Source organism: Lewinella sp. W8, assembly GCF_004375085.3.
Lineage (GTDB): Bacteria > Bacteroidota > Bacteroidia > Chitinophagales > Saprospiraceae > Neolewinella.
The window spans coordinates 119,703-140,873 of sequence record NZ_SNAQ03000004.1 but is presented as its reverse complement, the minus strand read 5'-3'; the positions used below and the strand labels follow the sequence as shown (position 1 = coordinate 140,873).

Here is a 21,171-nt window from a genome sequence, read left to right as displayed (position 1 = left end):
TGTGGTTAGAACAAATCTAAATGTAGCCTATTCTCCGATAAGAACCTAGTAATCACCCTCGGGAAGGCCATTTTGGCCAACATTTTGTAGTTAATCAGTTGATGGGCCTTCAAAGCTGTTGGTAAGTCAGCAGCACTGAATTCATGGAACACCGCGATAATGGTTTGGTGGGTTAACTGCTGTTTGTAGGGGGGGCTGCTGCGTAAGAATTGAAGTTCCCGGGCGGGAATGGAGCCGGGCCAGTCCGGGTGAACCGCCAGGTCACTTGCCTGAAGAATAGGCCCTGTGGTTTCAATTAAGGGGAATTCATACAGGCCCCGCCAGATGTCCTTTTCTTCCCTTCTCCTGATCAGGCAGCGGTCACCTTGGTCCCGCAGCACGAGGTAATGAAAGTGGCGGGTGGTGCGCTTCAGGGTTTTCCGTTTTACGGGTAACTCATAAACGGTTCCGGCCGAACGTGCGCCACAGGAGAAGGCGAGGGGGCACTGAGTACAGTAAGCACGTTTGGGCGTACAAACGGTTGCCCCGAAGTCCATAATGGCCTGATTAAACTTTCTCGCGGATGCACTACCCAGTGCTGCTTCCACCAGCTCTTTGAAGTACCTTTTACCCGCACCGTCATCGATGGGCTGAAAGGAATTGGTGTAGCGGGCCAGAATCCGAAAAACGTTACCGTCCAGGACGGGGGTCGGCAGATCGAAGGCGAATGACCCGATGGCCGCTGCGGTGTAGTCTCCAACGCCGGGCAATGCCCTCAACCCATTGTAGTCACGGGGAAATTCGCCACCAAGCTCCTGGCTTACCATCCTGGCAGCCTTGAGGAGATTGCGTGCTCGGGAGTAGTACCCCAGGCCTTCCCATAGTTTCATCACCTCATCGTCGGGGGCCGCGGCCAGGTCCTGGACCGTAGGGTATGCGGCTACGAAGCGGTTATAGTAGGGCAGGCCCTGCTCCACCCTGGTTTGTTGCAATATGACTTCGCTCAGCCATATTCGGTAGGGGTCCCGGATGCCTTTCCAGGGCATGGGGCGGTCCTCCGGATTGTGCCACTTCAGCAAGGCCGTTCGAAAAATTGACCAACTAATGTCCATGATCCATAAATAAAAAATCCGCCGCAGAAGGTTCTGCGGCGGAAGGTAAGATTTTTGCGGGCAGTGATAGTTTACTAGCCTCAAGAAGATGGGGGGGCAATATCCTTTAAGACTTACTGTTCCCGCAACTTACCATATTGTCTTGCAATCTGTGATTTGAGATCTTTACGGGCAAAGAAAATCCGACTTTTCACCGTTCCCAGTGGAAGGTCAAGGTGATCCGCAATTTCCTGGTACTTGAAGCCCTGGTAGTGCATCAGGAATGGCACCCGCGTACTGTCATCCAGTGACTCGATCATCTCGGTGAGCTCCTTGATGAGAATGTTACTGTCTGCATCGTTTTCGATGGTATTACGACCAGAATTGATGTAATACAGATTATCCGTATTGTCCATGATCGTATTGGCTTTAACCTTCTTACGATAGTTGTTGATGAAGATGTTCTTCATGATGGTAAAAAGCCATGCTTTCAAATTTGTGCCAGGACGAAATTTATCGCGGTTAGTCATGGCACGGAAGGCCGTTTCCTGGTATAAATCTTTAGCATCCTCTGAATTTTTCGTCAGATTATAGGCGAAAGAGTGGAGCAGCGTGGATAGCCGGTCAAATTCTTTAAAAAACTCAGATTGGGACATGGCAATTTGGTTGTGGGTGGTTTTTTTTGTTGAACCAAAATTAGGTAAAAGTTAGATGTTTGACAAGCCCCTGGGCAAAAGTTGGTCCATTTTTATTCACACTCCTGTTCTTTTTTTGCACAAATCCTTCGTAAATGCCTGTTTTTCAACACTGGTCTTCCGGACGACGAAAGGAAAATGATTTTTTATTTTTCAGTAAAAAATGAAAATAAAGACGTTTTGTCTAAGGTTTTGGCCCCTTTTGGGGGGAAATAGTTAAACAAAAGAGTGCATTTCCCCGTCTGCGGGCACTTATACCCGCCTTTTTCCTCAACAATATGTTTGCGGGCGCACTACTTTGTCCTTAAGTACGCAGACCGACATTTATACCCTGATTTCACCCCCCTTTTGTCCAATCAGGGTGGTTGGGTGCCGGGTGATGGAAGATTTTCCGGGCGTCAGCGCTGGGCGGTAGCCACAAAGTACATGGCAGCCCCAAAGAAAATGATGTTGGGCATCCACATGCCGAGGTACACGGGCAAATTAGCGTCCGTGCTGATGGTAGAGGCAAACTGGCTCAGGAAAACGAAAAGTGCGCCGATGAGAATCCCCAGGGCAAGCTGAATACCCATACCCCCACGGACTTTTCGCCCCGCCACCGAAACGCCGATCAGGGTGAGGATGAAGATGGTGAAAGGCTGCGAAGACCTTCGAGCCAGTTCGATCTCGTATCGCCTGACGTTCCCGGCCCCCCGGGCCCGCTGCTGCTGGATGAATTTTATGAGCTGTGGGGTGCTCAGGGCGGTCCGCCTTTCCCGGAAATCAAAAAAATCTGCCGGCTTCAGGTTGAGCACGGTATCGAGGCTACTCCGACTGCCCCCAATGATCAGCTCCTCGTCGTCGCCGTCAAAGTTTCGGATTTCGTAATTATTGAGCCTCCAGCGTGCGGTGTCTCCCGGAATGTATTCTGCCGTCCTGGCCTTGGTCAGACTGACCAGCTTATTGTCGACAATGTGTTCGATCCGGAAATTTCGTGCCGAACTGTCCCGCTTGCTGTAGTGGGTCATGAACACCTTGGTGTTTGGGGCCACAAACATGTGTACGTTGGCGGTTTTGCCGTCGTCTTTATTCCGGCCGAAGTACACCCGTTCCAGTTCCGTGCGGTGGGCATTGCCGATCGGGATCAGGAAGTTAACGCCGATCACGTACAGAATCGACAAAAAACCGGCGGTGACCAGATAAGGACGTAGCAGCCGCCGGAAGCTGACCCCGGCGTTCAGGATGCTGATGATCTCGGAGTTGTTGGCCATCCTGCCCGTAAAAAAGATCACGGCAATCAGGGTAAGCATTGGCCAGAGCAGCCCCAGGATAAACAGGAGGAAGGTCGGGAAGTACTCGAAGGCAATCTCGTACTTGGTGATGTCCGATTCAATGAATCGTTCTACCTTTTCACTGAAGTCAATGATCAGGCTCACCATCGAGAAGATCAGCACCGTAAAGAAAAAGGTGCGTAAAAACTTCCCGATGATGTACCAATCCAGTTTTTTCAGCATGCGTCCCGCGGGCTTGTTTGCTTATTGCTTAACGATGCGACGGACGGCTCCGTCCACTCGCAGCAAATAAACGCCCCCGGGAAGTTGACTGGTATCTACCGTAGCCGTACCGGTTTGTGACGGAATACGCTGGACACTGAGCGCACGACCGTTGAGGTCAAACAAGATCACGGATAAGGTCCGTGCCTCTTCGGTATCCCAGCGAACGTTCAGCTGGTCGTTGACCGGGTTCGGGAAAACACGTAGGCTGGCGGCCAGCGGATTCCGTTCTTCGTTGCTCACCACGGCGTCTTCCGTAATCAGAATGTCGTGGTAGGTTACCGGAAGGTAACCACCATCGGGCGTGGTAACCACGAAGCCAAAGTCGTCGTTTACCGCTACCTCGTCGGTGTTCTCGTAGAAGAGACCGTTGCCGTTGATGTCGGACTGGTCAAAGGTATCGCCCACCCGTAGGGTTCTGCCGTAGAGGGTCAGGAACCCAGCTTCCGGCAGTGCGGTCAGCGTATAAAGGACGTCGCCACTGGAGAAGACCGAACTTTCTACCCGCAGCTTGTCTTTGGCAATGCTGTTACGACCCAGCGGGGGAACTTCCGTAACGGAACTGTTCACAATGGAGGGGGGTACGGAGTTGATGTCCGCACAGAATTCAACGGACCAACTTTCCAGCTGACCGGCCGAACCTCCCGTCTCACTCACCTCAACGGAAAGCACCCAGGTGCCGAAGGTATCTTCTCCGTTAAAGTCGGCCAGGGAGCCAACGGGTACGAAGACCCGCTGGTCATCGGGTGGGCAAACGATGTCTCGCGGAGCATCATCGTCAAAACCAAGGTCGATGGCGTTGGTCGAAAAACAGTTCTCCAGGTAAAGTACGACGCTGGTGCCCGCGGGGCTGGTCAGGGTCAGGGTAACCTTCGATGCGAAGTTGTAGCGCATCTTGATGTTCGGAATGTTGAGGTCACTGATGGAGCCCTGCTGGTCGACGAACACGGAAGATTCCCGGGTGAAGGAGGGGCCGGTACCCGGAAGGGCAATCGGAGTGTCTTCCCCCGAGTAGGTAATACACTGACTGTTTACCGTGCGGAAACTGGCGGGATCCGTCCACTCGGCGGGGCCACAGTCATTGACCGGGCGAATGCGCCAGTAGTAGAGCGTATTGGGCTCAAAGAATTCAACGGGAGTATATTCCGTTTCCGTTAATCCGGAGGCCACTTCAAAAATGGAGGCCTCCACGAAGTTTGGCCGAGTGGCGATCTGGATTTCGTAGCTGTCGGCGTTGACGGCGTCCGTCCAGTCAAAGTCCGTAGAAAGAATAATGCCGCTGGTGCCTTCCGCCGGCGCGGTGAAGGCCAGGTCACTGAAGTCGTTGTCGGTAACGTCCAGTACGATGATCCGCCGAGCGGTGTCGAGCCCGGGCGTAACGGCCAGGACGGTCAGTTCAAGGGTGCCATCGAAGCGGACCTCGCTGAGGTCAACCCCCAGCGTAGTATTGTCTCCGGGATTGATGACGTCATTGGAGAAGGTCGTCAGTAGCCCGTCGGGCATTCCGGTGGTGTCTACCGAAAGGGAAATGGGCGCGGAAAATCCGAGCACACTTCCCGAGCTGAAGTCAAAGGAAAGCTGATCGGGAAGACATACTTGCTCATAACGGTCGCTAGCCTCCAGCGTAAAGGTGGGAAGGCTGGCACCGGTGATGGTGAAATCCGTTTCGTTGACGTTCAGGAAAATGTTGTCGGCGGCCTTCACCATAATCCGTGCGGCGTCGGTTAGGATGCCTTCGGGGATGGTGACGAAGGCCCGTCCGTTGTTGGCGACACCCCTGGCAAGCGTGTCGGAGTAGGTGAAGCCACCGTCCTGGGAGAGGTAAATGTCTACCTGCCGGCAGTTGACCGGAGCTTTGTCGGTGTTCGCTACGTCCCAGGTGACTTCCTGGTGGTCACCGGTCTCCCAGACGGGATCGACGGGATCGTTAACCACGAAGGGACCGGCGGTTTCCTCGGCGAAGAAATGCATGGTTTCCCAATCTACGCCCCCCGCTTCGGGGTTGTTGTCCCGGGCCACCAGCCGGAAGGTCAGGTCACGGCTGTAGGTCGGCAGGACCTCCTGCAGGCTACTGATGTTATTGACGATGCGGTCGATGCGGGGGAAATACCGCACGTTGCCGTCGGGAGAAGGCGGCACGGACCGGAAAAGCGGTGCGTTGCCGGAGGGGTCACGAATGTCTACGGCGGGACCGAGGTCAAACTGCTCCCAGTTGTAGGTGAGCTCGTCGTCGTTGGCGTCCGTTGCGGTTCCGCTCAGGACAAAGGGCGTACTGATGGGGATGAAGAAGTCTTCTGCATAGTCCAGTTCCACGTCGGGGGTGAAGTTATCCGTCTCCACGATCGTGGCACAGGCCCGGGCACCGGTGACCCGGGTGAAGGTGAGAAACTGTTGCAGACTGCCCACGTGGTAGTAAGAATCGTCCGCGCCGATATTTTGGTTGCCACACGCGCCGGCGTAAGACATGATGGTGGTGCCGGAGCCGGGCTCAAAGGCCGCACCGCCAGCCCGCTGGCCTTCGCTGCCGGGGCAGTTGTTCCAGCTGTGGGACACCGCAAACTGGTGCGCTACTTCGTGCGACATGATGCGCAGGGCAGCACCGACTACGGAACCGCCAACGCAGGTAACTCCCCGGGTCTTTCCACCCGTACAGGCGTTGCCACTCACTACACCGCCAACGTCCGTACAACGGGAAGTGAAGATGTGTCCGAGGTCGTAGGCTTCCGGCGGAATGTTGGCATCGTTAAAGGCCGGCAATACCTGCCCCAGGAGTGCACCACCCGTATTGGCGTTGCTGTAGGGGTCGTTGTCCGGATCAAGAAAAATGACGTTGAGGGTGGCGTCCAGAAGGTTCATCCGGATGCCAACCTCGTTTTCAAAGATGCCGTTGATGGTGGATACGGCCGTGTTGAAGGCCTCCAGAACGTCGAGCGTGTCTCCGCCCACCCGCTGGGCGAATTCACCCGTACAGGTCATCACCAGATCGTAAATCCGAAGTTCCCGGGGATCATTGCCCGCTTTGAGGGGAAGCTCGGCACCTGCGACCTCGCCATGATCCAGCATGTCCGGATCAAGCTCCAGGTCCTCCAGGCCGGTACCCTGGTGATCGTCGTACCCACAAGACAGGGGAGCTCCCTCCGTGCTCAGCTGCCGGAGGTAGTCGGTGTGCTTGATGACGCGATACTGTTGGTCGCTACCCGCTTCGTCGGGCTCAATGACGTAGTATCCGTTGGGACCACGAAGGACGGCCGACATGCCGCTGGGGCCCACCGAAATACGCCCTCCACCCCAGGGGCCGGCCACCTTGTAGCTGTTGATTTCGGGGTAGCGTTCCTGGATCGAACGGCCAATGAGCGGACTGTTGACCACCTCAAACTCCGCAAAAGTGCCCGTGGGCAGGGGCAGGACCAGGCGCTGTCCGTGCTTGGCGCCGGAAAATTCCCGGGGAGCGCGTTTGAGCGTGGACAGAAACTGCCGTTGGTCGAGTTCAACCGTCCGTTCCTCGGCGCCGGAAGTTGGCGAGCTGATAAATTGGAACGAAGAATTTTGTGCGGAAAGCAGCAACCCACCGCAGCAGGCGATGAGAGTGAAGAGTAGTCGTGTCATTAGTCTTGATGATATATCGAACGCAAAGATAACATTAGCAACCTCCCTAAGTATCGAGCCCCGCAGCCGAATAATGTCGGCTGCGGGGCGGGAGATAAATAATTGTCCGGGGAGATCGGGACGTAAACCCTAGTACTTCGCCGAGCGGGATCCCGGTAAACTCCGCTTAATGAAATCCCGTACGTCCTGATTGGCGTTCTTCAGGTCTTCCCGACGCAGGTACATCATGTGGCCGGAGTAGTAGCCCTTGAAGCTCAGCCGATCCTTCATCCGGCCACTGGGATCCAGGTGCCACATATTGTACTTCGCGTCGTAGTAGTTCGTCGCTCCGTCGAAATAGCCGGACTGAATCATCACGTTCAGGTAGGGGTTTTCGGCCATGGCCTGGCGCAGATTCGGGCCGGTACGGTCACCACTGCGGTCCCAGGGACGTACGGGGCCGAACATATTGTACTGGAGGTCCGTCTTGAAGCCCAGTTCCTCGCGCAGGTAATAGTTGATGGCGGGAGTGAAGGAGTGCAGCCAGCTGGTGAGTTCGCTGTTGTAGTCGGGGCGTTCTCCGGCGGCCCTTCCGTCAATACCCTTGTAGCGGGAGTCCAGTCGGCCAACGGTGAAGTTGCCGTCCTCGTCGCCCCGCAGAAGGTTCTTCCAGAAGTAACTGGTGGAAGGCATGAGGTTATTGTCCAGCCATTCCTGGGCGTCCAGGCCGGAATAGCGCGCCGCGGCTTCGGCGATTTGCTGGCGGTCGGCATCCGACAGCATGGCACCGGCGGCCAGGGCGGGGAGGAGTTTATCCCGGGTGAAGGCCTCTACTTCGGGCAGCATGTCCACGAGGTCTTTGCCCTGTAAATCTGCCGGTAATTTATTGTGGTACCAGGCCGCGGCGGCAAAGTAGGGGAGGCGGTTGGCGGCCTTCACGATGCCGTTGCGCTCAATACCGATGTCGGTGGGGGAGACCAGGATCACTCCGTTGAGGTACATCCAGCGCGCCTCCTGCAGTTCCAGCGCCAGGCCGGACACCCGGGTGGTACCGTAGCTCTCTCCGATCAGGAATTTGGGCGAACGCCAACGGTTTTTGCGGCTGACGAAGTTACTCAGCCAGTCGGCCAGGTACTGAATGTCCTGGTTGACGCCGAAAAACATTTCCCGCTTGGCGCCTTCCACCATGCGGCTGAAGCCGGTGTTGACGGGGTTGACGTACACGATGTCGGAGACGTCCAGCACCGAATAGGGGTTGTCGCTGACGCCGTAGGGCTGAACGGGGTAGCCCTCGTCGTCAATGTTGAGCACCTTGGGGCCCGTGTAGGCCAGGTGCATCCACACCGAGCCCGAACCGGGACCGCCGTTAAACGAAATCAGCAGGGGACGGTTGGGGTCGTTGACGCCGGTACGCTTATAGTAGGTGTAGTGCAGGCCGGCCACAACCATGCCCTTATCGTCGTACACGGGTTGCACCCCGATTTCGGCCACGTAGTTGACGGTCTGGCCACCAATCTTGACGCTGTGTTCGCTGGTCTGGGCCATGTCCATGTTCAGCTCGCGGTTCAGCTCCTGGGCGTGGACGCAGGTGCTAAGAATTGCCAGCAGGGCAATGATCATCAGGGGAATTCGCATTTGGTTGTGCTTTTTGGTTGTTGCGGCAAGATAAGAGCTTGTTTGGATTTTGGTCATCTGGCCGAATTTGAGAATTTTTTAGTGGTAGCGAGGCGGGAAAACCGGAGTTTAGCAGCGCTAAATGAGGATTTTTCCAACGAAACTAGCGCTAAAAAAGGCCAAATGGAGGTCGATTATTAAATTTCAAACAAGCTCTAAGCAGTGGCCGCGACCCAATGGGCGCCTCCTAAAATTCGGTCCGCAGCGGTCTGGCTTATTAGGTTATCTTATGCCTGCTCTTTGTCCCAACCGCTTATGCCCAACAATTCTCCCCCACTCATCATCCGCCTGGACGGCACCGAAATTGCGGTGCCCGAACTGGATGCTTGCCTCCGGGAGCTCGTCCGCCGCGCCGACCTTGCCGGACTGGCCGTGATGGTCCTCGACCGGGAAGGGGTTTGCTTCCGCCGGGCCTACGGCCAGGCCAACGCCGAGACCGGCGAAGCGCTGCGCACCGACCACCTCTTCTACGGGGCTTCCCTGAGTAAGTCCGTCTTCGGTTACCTGGTGGCCCGCCTGGTGCAGGAAGGTGTGCTGGAGCTGGATCGCCCCCTGCAATCCTACCTGGACGTCCCGATTCCCGAACTCCCGGCGGAGAAAGAGTGGCAGCACTATCGGGACCTAGCCGGAGACGATCGCTACCGTCAGCTTACGCCAAGAATGTGCCTGGCGCACACCACGGGTTTCCCCAACTGGCGCTTCCTCGTCGATGAGGGGCGGGAGCCTACGGGGAAGCTCTACTTCAAATGGGCGCCCGGTCAGCGCTACGGATATTCCGGCGAAGGCATGCTGCTCCTCCAGCGCGTAATCGAACGTACGACGGGCGGGGAACTGGAATCCCTGGCCCGGGAAATCGTCTTCGATCCGCTCCAAATGACCATGAGCAGTTACGTCTGGCGGGACCATTTCGCGGGCAAATACTGCCACGGTCATACCGCTGACGGAACGGTGCTGAAGAAAAAGATTCGCCACCGGGCCGGTGCCGCCGGTTCCCTGGAAACCACTCCGGAAGATTACGCCAGGTTTATGCGGCACGTTATGAAGCTTACCCGGGCCGGGCACCCCCTCACGGAGGTGCTCTTCCAGCCCAACGTGCGGATTCGCTCGCGGATGCAGTTCGGGCCGTTGGCCCGGGAAGACGATCGCTCGCTCGAAGCCATTGACTTAAGGTACACGCTGGGGTGGGGAAGACTGAGCAGCCCCCACGGCTTTGGGTACTTCAAGGAGGGGCACGATCACGGCTTTCAGCATTATTCCATCATCTATCCCCAAGCCGCCAAAGGCCTGCTGCTGATGAGCAACAGCGACCGGGCGGAAGGAATTTTCAAATACGTGCTGGAAGCGGCCATCGGCGACGTCTACACCCCCTGGCAGTGGGAAAACTACGTGCCCTTTGACCGGCCCGAGACTGGACTGCTCCCCCCGGAATGACCGTACCTTCGCAAAAAAAGCAATGATCGTTAAACTCGCCGAGGGAGATTTGAAAACCAGGTTCGGCACCTTTCAGGAGGCCCTGTACTACGACGGACAGAAAGAAAGCATCGCCCTTTTTCTCGGAGATTTGCGGGGGAGAACCGACGTGCTCTGTCGGGTACACTCCTCCTGCATCTTCGGCCACTACTTCAACAGCATCGAATGTGACTGCCAGGAACAACTGGACGTATCCCAGCAGCTCATCGCCCGGGCGGGAGCGGGAATCATCATCCTGCTGGACCAGGAAGGGAAGGGAAACGGACACTTTGCCCTGCTCAACAGCGTCGCCCATAAACGCCTGGGCGAGGCCCAGGCAGACGCCTACGAAGCCGTGGGCTTCCGGCGCGACGCCAGGGACTTTGCGGCGGCCGGAAAAATCCTGCGGGACCTGGGCGTCGCTTCCGTGATCATGCTGACCAACAACCCCCAAAAGGTAAACACCCTGGTGGAGCAGGGAATCCGGGTCACCGGTAGCCAGGAGATCAAATTGCCGTAGTCCACTAGGGATAGGCTGTTCCGTGAATTAACCCTCTGGCCATCAAGTCATTGAATTTACTAGTAGCGGCAAGGCATGTGTGGGATGGCATTAGCGTTATACCCCTTCTAGAAGCTATAATTTGTCCCGTAATATTTAAGTCCAAATTTTCTGGGTTCTGGGGTTCTTGAAAATCTTGATCACCTGAAAGGCGAAATCATCCACCCTAGGGGTAAATGCCTGGTGTCGCCTTTCCCCGAAAGGCGACCACTCCATCAAAGAAGGAAGAATTGTACAAGATCGATTGGCCTCATTCTTTCACGGAAGGTCCTTTAGTTATCCCAGTCTGATTCGGTTTCCTTTCGGTGAAAGGAAACACCACCTGCCTCCAATCATTTGACATTTCCTTAAGTGGGAGTCAAGATAAGTCTGTAGTCTGTCAGACTACTGGCCACAAACCTAAAGGTGAAAAAGGTATTCGTGGGGCACAGAGTACAAAGCATACTACGGCCGTAACTCTACGCCACGGTAAGGGTTATAACTTTGTGCTAACTGACACATGCCTTGCCGCTACCATTTGCCCCTCTGAACTGCCGCGATTCCGCAGGAATCGCTGATGAAATCTCACGGAACAGCCTACCACTAGGGAGCCTCCTAACCCTCCTGATCTTCTTCTTCCTGGATCCGCTTGTAGCGACCAAACCCGGTAAGGGTAAGCACGGAACCAATGAACAGCATGCCGTAGGCTTTCGGATAGGCCAGCCCCTGGATCAACTCGTACAGACCGAGTTGAATACCCATGATGCCCACCAGCCCAAAGCAGACCATCGTCACCTGTTCTTTAGTTCTCACCAAGGGTAAACGTGCCCAATTTGTTGGGCGTTGCCCGGGCCGGCAGAAAAACTTACCGTTTGGGGCCATGGCCACTGGCTCAACCACCGGTCTTACGGGAGCCTACTTCCGCGGCGTAATCCTGATCCGGACGGACTTACTGATCGGCGTATTGCTTCCCCGTGCGGTGCGGGTGATGGGCACCAGTGGGTTGGCCTCCGGGAAATAAGTGGCCACGTTACCGCGCGGAATCGGGTAGGGGACAACCTGGAATAACGGAGCCTCCCGCACCTCACCGTCGTATTCACTGCTCAGGTCCACCAGGTCGGTAGCCTTGAGCCCCGCTTCGGCCATGTCGTCCGCGTTCATCATCACCACCCGGCGCTCCTGCAGGATGCCCCGGTACCGGTCGTCCATTCCGTAAATGGTGGTATTGTACTGGTCGTGGCTCCGGACGGTCATCATCAGGTACTCCCCGGCGGCCAGGTCCTGGTGTTGCATAGTGCTGACGTTAAACTGGGCTTTCCCGTCGGCAGTATCGAACTGGCGGTTGCGCGGACCGTTGGGGAGGTAAAATCCGCCGGGTTCCCGTACCCGCTCGTTGTAGCGCTCAAAGCCGGGGACGGTCGCCTCGATGGCGTCCCGGATGTGGTCGTAGTTGGCGATCATGCGTTCCCAGTTGACCGTACTCCGGTCCCCGAGGGTCGCCCTGGCGACCCCGGCAATGATGGCGCATTCACTGCGCAGCTGCTCGCTCGCGGGGTTTAGTACACCTTTGCTCATCTGCACGACCCCCATCGAGTTTTCGCAGCTGACGAACTGCTCTCCTTCTTCTTGTTGATCGACCTCGGTTCGCCCCAGGCAGGGAAGGATCAGGGCCTCTTTACCGTGCACGACGTGACTGCGGTTGGGCTTGGTGGAAATGTGTACCGTCAGGGAGCACTGCCGCAGTCCCTCCGCGGTGTAGACCGTGTCGGGGGTAGCGGAGAGAAAATTGCCGCCCAGGGCAAAGAATACCCGGGCGCGGCCTTCGGTCATCGCCTTGATGCTGTCTACGGTGTCGTGGCCCTTCTCCATTGGGGGCTCGAAGTTAAATTCCTTGCGCAGGCTTTCGGCGAAGGCCGGTTTCAGGATTTCCCAGACGCCCACCGTCCGGTCGCCCTGCACGTTGCTATGGCCCCGCACCGGACAGATGCCGGCACCCTGCTTACCGATGCTGCCCTTGCAGAGCAACAGGTTGACCATTTCTTTGATGACGTCCACGCTGTTTTCGTGCTGGGTCAGGCCCATGGCGTAGCAAATCACGATCCGTTCGGAGGTGGCGATCAGCTCCGCGGCCCGCCCCGCTTCCTCGGCGTTGATGCCGCTTTTTCGCAGGCATTGTGCGGCGTCGGTGGCGTCCAACATGGTGGTCCAGGCGTCGTATCCCGCCGTGTATTCTTCGATGAATTCCCGGTCAAATACGCTGCCGGGTGTGGCGCGTTCCCGGTCCAGTAGCATTTTGCAGATTGCCCGTATGAGGGCGAGGTCTTCGTTGATTTTTACCTGGAGGAACAAATCCGAAATGGCCGTTCCCCCGGTGGCAATTTTGAGCGGACGCTGCGGGTTGGTGAATTTATGCAGGAAGGCTTCGGGCAGGGGGTTGATGCCGATGATCTTCCCGCCGTTTTCCTTGCACTTCTCCAGGGCCGTCAGCATCCGCGGATGGTTGGTGCCGGGATTTTGCCCGACGCAGATGATCAGGTCGGCGTCGTGAATGTCCTGCAGGGTGACCGATCCTTTGCCCAGGCCGAGACTTTCGGACAGGGCCGTCCCGGTGCTTTCGTGGCACATATTGGAGCAGTCGGGCAGGTTGTTGGTGCCGTATTGCCGCACGAAAAGTTGGTAGAGGAAGGCAGCTTCGTTACTCGCCCGGCCGGAGGTGTAAAAGATGGCCTCATCCGGAGAAGACAGCGCGTTGAGGTGGCGTCCGATTATCTGAAAGGCGTCCTCCCAGCTGATCGGGGTGTAGTGTTGGGCGCCGGGGCGCAGGTGCATGGGATGCGTGATGCGGCCAGACTTCCCCAGTTCATAATCCGTCAGCTCACCGAGGGCATCAATGGAATGCTCCGCAAAAAACTCCGGAGTGGCCCGGCGTTTGGTGGCTTCCTCCGCGATGGCCTTCACGCCGTTCTCGCAGTACTCGGCCATCGGGGTGCGGTGCCCGTCGGGATCGGGCCAGGCGCAGCCCGGGCAGTCGAAGCCCCCCTTCTGATTGAGCTTGGCCAGCGTCTTTAGTCCGTCGCCGTAATGCATGTATTCGTTGACATGGATGGCCGAATAGCGCAGGGCGGTAAGTCCGGCGGTGTTTTCGCTGCGCTCCTGTAGTCGCAGGTCGCTCAGTCGTTCCGGGGTGAGTTCGTTTGGCATGACGGTGAAGTTAGGGTTGCCCTAAAGAACGGGTTTTCGACGGAGTTGGCAACCTCGGTGATCTCCGTCTCCTTACGACAGGAGCGGGCCGTCAATGTTCAGCCTTAAGGAAATTTAGATATCCTTATTTTCCCAGTACCCGGGTGGCCTCCTGGCGTACGGCTTGTTGGGCCAGTGCGATGGCATCCTGCGGCTGCCGGCTGCTCATGAGTCGGAGGCGATCCACGATCTGCGGAGCGGATTCGGCCCCCTCGGCGGCCCGGACGATGAGCTGACTGACGTTGTCGCGGGCCTGGTTGACGACGGACCAGAGGGCGTCGCTCACGTAAATCTGCTGGGTGACGTTATACTCGAATTCTTCCCGGATGCCGAGCAGCAGCGAGGCAGTGTATTCCTTGGCGGTGATGCCCGCCGCCGGGGGCTGGCGCAACAACAAATTGGGCACCGCAATTCTTTCCAGCATCAGCGTCAGGCGTTCACAGGCCTGCAGCCGAAGGGCACTCAGATTTTCTTTTTCCGCGCCGCTGACGGCTGCCGGCCGGGCCATTTCCCCCACGGCTTCGAGGGTTTTGTCCAGCTTGTCCAGGCTTTCCTTAAGCCAGTAGGCCAGTACGCCGGCAAAGATCATCAGGGCAAGAATCAGCAGGAGAGCGGTGGTTAATTCCATCAGGTTCTGTTTGGCTAAGGCAACCATGTTGGTGCCCCCGTTGTTTATCGGACAACAAAGGTAATTGTAGTATTTTTACCCCGTTAAATTTAAGCCATGAGCGCTGACGTTAAGCCAACTACCTCCACTTCCCCCATCAAGATTACGGACTCTGCACTGGAGCAACTCTCCAGCCTGCGCCAGGAACTCGGCGTAGGGGACGATCATTTCCTCCGGGTGGGTGTTCGCGGCGGCGGATGTTCGGGCTTTGAATATCAGCTGGGCTTTGACCTCCCCGAAGACGATGACCAAACCTTTATGGTGGGAGACGAAAAAGTATTGATGAAGGCCGGTCACGCCCTTTACCTCATCGGGATGGAAATTGACTGGGCCACCGGACTGGATAACCGGGGCTTTACCTTCAACAACCCCAACGCCACGGAAACCTGTGGCTGTGGGTCTTCCTTCAGCGCCTAAGCCGCGCAACGTGTCTGATCTTCCTTCGGGTCAATTGCTTCCCGCACCAATCTCCTGGCGCCGGGACATACCCCTGTACTACAACAAGACCGCCGCCGAATACCGGGCGGACGTTTACGAACGCTACGATGAACTGGTGAGTCGGCAGATGGCCCTTCACCTGACCGACGAGCTTCGGGGAGACTACCCCTTTCAACCGGTACTGGATTACGTACTGCGACAGCTGCCGGACCAGGACCGGGCGGCCCTGACGGACGTGGGCTGCAGCCTCGGGCGGATTGCGGCGGAAATCGCCCAACGCAAACCGGGGTGGGACGTATACGGACTTGACTTCAGCTACCAGATGCTCCGGCACGCCCACGACTACTGGAAAAAGGGCGTGACGCTCACGCCGCATTTGGCGCGGTATGGCTGGGAAAACCCCTCGTTGAGCGGTCCGCAGGTAACTAATCTGCATTTTGCCCTGGCCTCGGGCCAGGATCTTCCCTTCGCCGACGAAACACTCGACGTAGTCATCAATACCTTCCTGCTGGACCGCCTGCCCAATCCCGCCCGCGGGCTGGCGGAGTGGCGGCGGGTGCTCCGCCCCGGCGGAAAACTCATCATGGTTACCCCGCTCAATTTTTTATCCCCCGACGGCTGGCGCAACTGGAACCCGCCGGTAAAACTACTGGAGCACTTGCTCCAGCAGGGATGGACGCTGGAAGATTGGGTCGACCCTCTGGAAGTGAGGGAGCCCATGGACGAGCGCGGCAATGCCGTAGTCTGGCAAACGGTGGCCGGTGTCTTTACCAAAGATGGGCAATGAAACGGCTGGTTAAGGGGATACTGATCAGGCCATAAAGTTCAGGGTTAAACCATGAGCGGGACCCACGGTAATACCGAAATCCCCGAGGGAACGTAACTTTCCGTCAGTATCTACTTACCCCACGGCATGTTGACCCTACGTAATCGAGCCTTAAGCATTCTGGTGTTATCGGCGGTTTTCTTTCTTACCGCCTGTGGTGGCCCCCGGTCCGTTGCCGGTCCCGAAGCGGAATCCCTTTCCTACAAACAGCTCATCCAGCAGGCGGAGGCGGAAGAGCAGGCCGGGCGTTTTGGGGTGGCTGCGGAATATTACCGCTCCGCCTATTCCCTTAAGCCCCGTAACCAGGCCATCCTTTACCGGGCGGCGGAACTGTTCACCCAGGTCAAGGATTACCGGAAGGCGGCAGAAGCGTTCCAGTTCATGGAAAAGGACGCCGATGACTATCCGCTGCTGGGCCTGCAGTTTGGGCGGGCGCTGAAGCAGGACGGCCGCTACGAAGCGGCCCAACGGGAGTTGGCCCTCTTCCTGGAAACCTACAACGGAGCCGATCGGCCAATCGTCTCCGAAATCGTGCGAAACGAACTGGCGGGCATCCGACTGGCGCAGGAAAGCATCGGTCGGCCAGCGACGGTGGACATTGACCGGCCGGGCCGGGGGATCAATACCGGAGCCGATGAGATCGGTCCGGTGGCCGTGGCGGGCGATCAACTGTTCTTCACCAGTACGGCTGGTGGGCAGAGCCGCCTGTACCAGAGCCGGTACGAGGCCCGGCAGTGGACGAAGGCCACCGTGCCACCGGGTTTCCCGGTGATTGCGGAAGGGGAATTCGGGACGGGAAGCATCAGCCCCGACGGGCGGGTGTTTTACTTCACCATCTGCAGTGGCCTCACGGGCGAAGACGCTACGAACCGCTGCGAAATTTTCCGGGGGGAACGTACCACCAACGGTAACTGGACCCAACCGGAAGCGCTGCCCAGTCCCATCAATTTAGCCGGAGCAAACAATGCCTTCCCCCACGTGACCTTCGAGGATGGTCGGGAGCTTTTGTTCTTCAGCAGCGACCGCGAAGGCGGGCGGGGAGGTATGGACCTTTACCTGACTTCCCGGCAATTGAACACCAACGTCGGTGGTTTTTCGCCACCTACGAATCTGGGGCCCGTCGTCAATACGGTCAGTAACGAAGTCAGTCCCTTCTATGCGGTGGAGGAGCAAACCCTCTATTTCTCGAGTGACGGTCATCCGGGTTTTGGCGGACTGGACGTTTTTATTACCCGCGGCAGTGGCACCCGCTGGAGCCAGCCGGAGAACCCGGGGCAGCCCATCAATTCATCGGCGGATGACGCGGGGCTCACCATCGACGAGACCACGGGCGTTGGTTACCTGAACAGTAATCGGACCTACGCGGGGGGTAAGGAATCCACCCGGGAGAACGATATTTTTTCCCTCAACTTCCGGGCCGGTCGCGCACGGCTCAAGGCCACCATTTACGATAACACTACCGGAATGGAACTGGGGGGCGCGGAGGTCAGTTTACTGGAGTTAACCGACGGGCGGACCCAGCTGCTGGAAAAGCGGGTGTTTCCCACGGGGGTGTACACGTATGATCTGCGCCCCGGGCGCAGGTACCGGGTGGAAATCCGCCGGGAGGGCTATCAGGGGGTGGAATACGCGGTGGAGACCAGCACCACGGGCTCCTCGCTGTACGGACAGCCCGTTTTCTTGCGGCGGTCCTCCCAGATTCCTGCGCCCCCGGTTCCCGAGCAGCCCGTGCGGCCCTCCGTTCCGAATACATCCCCAACCACATCGCCTGAACCCACGTCCCCGGCACCTGCGCCCGCGCCAACTGTATTGCCCCTCAGCTACCGGATTCAGGTAAGCGCCCAACGGAATTTTCGGGAGGAAGACGCAAAGTATGATCCCATTCGGAAGATCGGAGCCATTCGGGCCGAAGCCATTCCGAACAGTACGCTCAAACGCATTACCGTGGGGGACTATCCCTCGGAATCAGCGGCCAAAAGCGCCCTGCGGAAGATTCGGGCCGGCGGATTCCCCTCCGCCTTTGCGGTGCTCTACCGGAACGGCCGTCGGGAGGGGCAGGTCAACTTATGAGCCCCCCGAATGGTTTTCCAGAGAAAAATCATGAGCAAGAAACAGCAAACCTCCTTCCGCGACCTGATCAACGGGGAAACGCCGGTATTAATTGATTTTTTCGCTACCTGGTGCGGCCCCTGCCACGCTTATTCTCCCATTCTGCAGCAACTCAAAAGCGATGAAGGGGACGATCTGCGACTGGTGAAAATTGACGTCGATCAGAACGAGGCCATCTGTCAGAAACTGGGCGTTACGGCGATGCCCACCACGATGATTTTTCAGCGCGGAGAACTCAAGTATCGGGCTGCGGGTGTGCAAAGCCTGGGCACCCTGAAGGCAGAGTTGGACAAGCTTCGGGCCTAAGCCTTTAGGGTAGTTGCCGGATGTTGGATCGGGCGCAATTTTTTTGGTGATGAAGCGACTAAAATTTTGCAAGTCGCGTTCCTTACATAAATTGCGGCAGTCTATATGAACGCATCCCTTAGTCCAATTGCCATTTTGGGGATCATTGCGGGGTACTTTGCCGTCCTCATTCTGGTCTCTTACTTCACCAGTCGTCGCGACAGCGATAACGCCGCGTTTTTCCTCGCGGGTCGCAAGTCGCCGTGGCCGCTGGTGGCCATCGGTATGATTGGGGCCAGTCTTTCCGGGGTGACCTTCATCAGTGTTCCCGGAGCGGTGGGGGCGGGAGGCGTCAACCAGGCGTTTAGCTACATGCAGGTGGTTTTGGGCTACTTGCTGGGCTATCTGTTCATCGCCCTCGTGTTACTGCCCCTTTATTATCGACTGGGGCTGACGAGTATTTATGAGTATCTGCGGGAGCGCATCGGTCCACAATCCTACAAAGTCGGCGCCTTTTACTTTCTGCTTTCCCGGACCATCGGGGCGTCCTTTCGCCTCTTTCTGGTGGCCATCGTCCTGCAGGAGTTCGTTACCGGGCCACTGGGTATTCCCTTTGCCGTGACGGTAGCCAGCGCCATTGTGCTGATCTGGCTGTATACCTTTAACGGAGGGATTAAAACCATTGTCTATACCGACGCCCTGCAAACGGTTTGTATGCTGCTGGCGGCCGGACTCACGGTCTATTACGTGGGGCAGGCCCTGGAAACGGACCTCAGCGGAATGGTCAGTCTGATTCAGAATAGTGAGTACGGGCAAATGTTCTTTTTTGAGGGAGGGTGGACGGACCCCAATAACTTCTTCAAGCAGTTCCTGAGTGGTGCCCTGATTACCATCGTGATGACGGGACTGGACCAGGACATGATGCAGAAGAACCTGAGCATGCCCAACTTCCGCGACGCCCAGAAGAACATGGCGACCTTCAGCATCGTACTGATTTTTGCCAATCTGCTCTTTCTGGCCCTGGGGGCGCTGCTGTACATCTACGCGGCCAACGTGGGCCTGGAAATTCCGTCCGCTTCGGATCAGCTGTACCCCACGGTTGCTCTCCGGCACCTTCCTCCCGCTGCGGGGATCGTGTTTGTCCTCGGACTGATCGCGGCGGCTTACTCGAGTGCCGACAGCGCCCTGACGGCCCTGACTACCTCCTTCTGCGTTGACTTTCTGGGGATGCGGGAAGAGGAAGTGACCGGTGACGGTGAAGCAGATGCTGCCCGGGCTTTAGATAATCGACGCAAGCGACTGCTGGTACACGTCGGGTTTTCGGTCTTGTTGTTTTCGGTCATTATGGCCTTTAGCCTGATTGGTGACCGGGCGGTGATTAACAGCCTGTTCAAGGCTGCCGGATACACTTATGGCCCGCTTTTGGGGCTTTTTGCCTTCGGATTGTTTACCCGGCTCCGGGTACGGGAACAGGTACGGATTGGAAACTTCGAGCTGCCGGCCCTGCTGTTGGTCTGCCTGGCCGCCCCCATCATTTCCATGCTGGTAGATTTTTATTCTGAGCAGTTACTCCGGGGCTTTCAGTTTGGTTTCCTGATCCTCGCCTTCAACGGCTTACTTACCTTCCTGGGCCTGCTGCTGTTGAGTGACTTCAGTGAGCTGGGTACTCCTGAACCACCAAAGGAGGACGCAGCCTAGTGCGTCTCCCTTAGCCAGTGGAGGTTGGGGGATATGAGGGACTGGATTTCGTGGTTACGTTGCCCGAAGGTGGAGCTTTAGTCGTCAGATTTAACCAGATTTTCCGGTTCGGTTCCGGTAATATCCCACGCTAGCCGTCGGCATTAAGTTGGGTAAATCCTTTGTTTAGGGAGTTCCTGAACGTGTATCTTGCGCGCCCTAACAGAAAGTATACCAAAATGAGCCAAGTTCGCGCGGCCATCACTGGGGTTTTCGGCTACCTGCCGGATTATATCCTGACCAACGATGAACTCGCCACCATTGTAGACACAAACGATGAGTGGATCACGACCAGAACCGGAATCAAGACCCGCCACATCCTGAAGGGAGAGGAGCAGGGTACTTCCGTCATGGTAGCAGAAGCCATTAAGGGGCTGCTAAAAAAGACCAATACTGCTCCGGAAGACGTAGAGTTAGTGATCTGTGCCACGGTCACCGGAGATGCCATCTTTCCCGACACCGCAAACATTGCTGCTTACAAGGCGGGCCTGACCAACTCCTTCGGCTTTGACGTCAACGCGGCCTGTAGTGGCTTTTTGTACGCCCTGACGGTGGGGGCCAAGATGGTTGAAGGTGGAAAGCACAAAAAGGTAATCGTAGTTGGGGCAGACAAGATGTCTTCCATTATTGATTACACGGACCGGACGACCTGCGTAATCTTCGGCGATGGCTGCGGAGCGGTAATGCTGGAGCCCACCACCGAAGACACGGGGATCATTGACTACCAGCACCACGCAGACGGTAGTGGTGAAAAGTTTCTGTACCTGGTTGCGGGAGGCTCCCGTAAGCCCGCCACGGTTGACACCGTAATGGCCCGCGAGCACTTCGTACGCCAGAACGGCCGGCCGGTCTTTAAGGCGGCCGTAACCGGCATGACGGACGTGGTGCAAAAGGTGATGGCCCGCAACGGCCTGGACAACGATAGCCTGGATTGGCTGGTTCCCCATCAGGCGAACATCCGGATCATCCAGACCATCAGCAAGATGGTTGACTTTCCTTTGGACAAGGTGATGATCAACATTGAGAAGTACGGTAACACCACCGCCGGGACACTTCCCCTTTGTTTGTGGGATTATGAATCCCAGCTTAAGAAGGGTGATGATATTATCCTCACGGCCTTCGGAGGAGGATTTACCTGGGGGGCGCTTTACCTGAAGTGGGCCTACGACGGAAGTGCGGTAGGAAAATAAAATTTGTCGCGTGTAAGTATTGTTGAAAATGGGCCGAATTCCGTTCCTTTGGGGTGTAGAATAGCCTGATTTTCACAGAATCTGCCGAAAGTGAGCTTTTAGGGGAACAATTTGTGCTTGCTTTGTTATAAGTAGT

At 56.9% G+C, this 21,171-nt stretch carries 16 protein-coding genes; 8 read left to right on the top strand and 8 right to left on the bottom strand.

From position 1 onward, the window contains the following. Positions 1 to 5 precede the first annotated feature (5 nt). The 5 genes from mutY to E1J53_RS06500 all read right to left on the bottom strand — a co-directional run bounded on the left by mutY (position 6) and on the right by E1J53_RS06500 (position 8,517). Complete coding sequence (gene mutY / locus E1J53_RS06520) at positions 6 to 1,091, bottom strand: A/G-specific adenine glycosylase (RefSeq protein ID WP_134271023.1); 1,086 nt, start codon at positions 1,089 to 1,091, stop codon at positions 6 to 8. A gap of 113 nt (positions 1,092 to 1,204) precedes the next feature. Then, positions 1,205 to 1,726 (bottom strand): RNA polymerase sigma factor, encoded by a 522-nt coding sequence (locus tag E1J53_RS06515; protein ID WP_134271024.1) that lies wholly within the window; start codon positions 1,724 to 1,726, stop codon positions 1,205 to 1,207. 437 nt (positions 1,727 to 2,163) lie between these two features. Next, entirely contained in the window at positions 2,164 to 3,258 is a 1,095-nt protein-coding gene (locus tag E1J53_RS06510) for an LptF/LptG family permease (RefSeq protein ID WP_134271025.1), read from the bottom strand. Positions 3,259 to 3,279: 21 nt separating this feature from the next. After that, the gene (locus E1J53_RS06505) at positions 3,280 to 6,903 is read right to left on the bottom strand and encodes a reprolysin-like metallopeptidase (RefSeq protein WP_134271026.1); all 3,624 of its coding nucleotides are present in this window, start codon (positions 6,901 to 6,903) and stop codon (positions 3,280 to 3,282) included. Positions 6,904 to 7,032: 129 nt separating this feature from the next. Continuing rightward, positions 7,033 to 8,517 carry a S10 family peptidase gene (locus E1J53_RS06500; RefSeq protein ID WP_134271027.1) on the bottom strand — a complete coding sequence of 495 codons (1,485 nt, stop codon included), beginning with the start codon at positions 8,515 to 8,517 and terminating at the stop codon, positions 7,033 to 7,035. A 279-nt stretch (positions 8,518 to 8,796) separates the two neighbouring features. On the opposite strand from E1J53_RS06500, the gene E1J53_RS06495 reads away from it, so the two are divergent. Both E1J53_RS06495 and E1J53_RS06490 read left to right on the top strand, forming a co-directional pair. Next, on the top strand, positions 8,797 to 9,987 hold the full coding sequence (locus tag E1J53_RS06495) for a serine hydrolase (protein WP_134271028.1): 1,191 nt from the start codon (positions 8,797 to 8,799) through the stop codon (positions 9,985 to 9,987). 22 nt (positions 9,988 to 10,009) lie between these two features. Beyond that, complete coding sequence (locus E1J53_RS06490; RefSeq protein WP_134271029.1) at positions 10,010 to 10,525, top strand: GTP cyclohydrolase; 516 nt, start codon at positions 10,010 to 10,012, stop codon at positions 10,523 to 10,525. A 633-nt stretch (positions 10,526 to 11,158) separates the two neighbouring features. Here E1J53_RS06490 and E1J53_RS06485 read toward each other — a convergent pair. From E1J53_RS06485 to E1J53_RS06475, 3 genes are all read right to left on the bottom strand, one after another. Further along, positions 11,159 to 11,356 carry a hypothetical protein gene (locus E1J53_RS06485; RefSeq protein ID WP_134271030.1) on the bottom strand — a complete coding sequence of 66 codons (198 nt, stop codon included), beginning with the start codon at positions 11,354 to 11,356 and terminating at the stop codon, positions 11,159 to 11,161. A gap of 102 nt (positions 11,357 to 11,458) precedes the next feature. Further along, entirely contained in the window at positions 11,459 to 13,744 is a 2,286-nt protein-coding gene (locus E1J53_RS06480; protein ID WP_134271031.1) for an FdhF/YdeP family oxidoreductase, read from the bottom strand. Positions 13,745 to 13,868: 124 nt separating this feature from the next. After that, complete coding sequence (locus E1J53_RS06475; RefSeq protein ID WP_134271032.1) at positions 13,869 to 14,411, bottom strand: hypothetical protein; 543 nt, start codon at positions 14,409 to 14,411, stop codon at positions 13,869 to 13,871. Between the two features lie 96 nt (positions 14,412 to 14,507). On the opposite strand from E1J53_RS06475, the gene E1J53_RS06470 reads away from it, so the two are divergent. The 6 genes from E1J53_RS06470 to E1J53_RS06445 all read left to right on the top strand — a co-directional run bounded on the left by E1J53_RS06470 (position 14,508) and on the right by E1J53_RS06445 (position 21,035). Then, on the top strand, positions 14,508 to 14,867 hold the full coding sequence (locus E1J53_RS06470) for an iron-sulfur cluster assembly accessory protein (RefSeq protein ID WP_134271033.1): 360 nt from the start codon (positions 14,508 to 14,510) through the stop codon (positions 14,865 to 14,867). A 10-nt stretch (positions 14,868 to 14,877) separates the two neighbouring features. Then, positions 14,878 to 15,675 carry a class I SAM-dependent methyltransferase gene (locus E1J53_RS06465; RefSeq protein ID WP_134271034.1) on the top strand — a complete coding sequence of 266 codons (798 nt, stop codon included), beginning with the start codon at positions 14,878 to 14,880 and terminating at the stop codon, positions 15,673 to 15,675. A gap of 126 nt (positions 15,676 to 15,801) precedes the next feature. Continuing rightward, entirely contained in the window at positions 15,802 to 17,784 is a 1,983-nt protein-coding gene (locus E1J53_RS06460) for a hypothetical protein (RefSeq protein WP_134271035.1), read from the top strand. A gap of 30 nt (positions 17,785 to 17,814) precedes the next feature. Continuing rightward, positions 17,815 to 18,129: a co-chaperone YbbN gene (locus E1J53_RS06455; protein WP_134271036.1), complete on the top strand. Its 315-nt coding sequence runs from the start codon at positions 17,815 to 17,817 to the stop codon at positions 18,127 to 18,129. Between the two features lie 105 nt (positions 18,130 to 18,234). Next, complete coding sequence (locus E1J53_RS06450) at positions 18,235 to 19,806, top strand: sodium:solute symporter (RefSeq protein ID WP_134271037.1); 1,572 nt, start codon at positions 18,235 to 18,237, stop codon at positions 19,804 to 19,806. Positions 19,807 to 20,024: 218 nt separating this feature from the next. Continuing rightward, positions 20,025 to 21,035 (top strand): beta-ketoacyl-ACP synthase III, encoded by a 1,011-nt coding sequence (locus E1J53_RS06445; RefSeq protein ID WP_134271038.1) that lies wholly within the window; start codon positions 20,025 to 20,027, stop codon positions 21,033 to 21,035. Positions 21,036 to 21,171 lie beyond the last annotated feature (136 nt).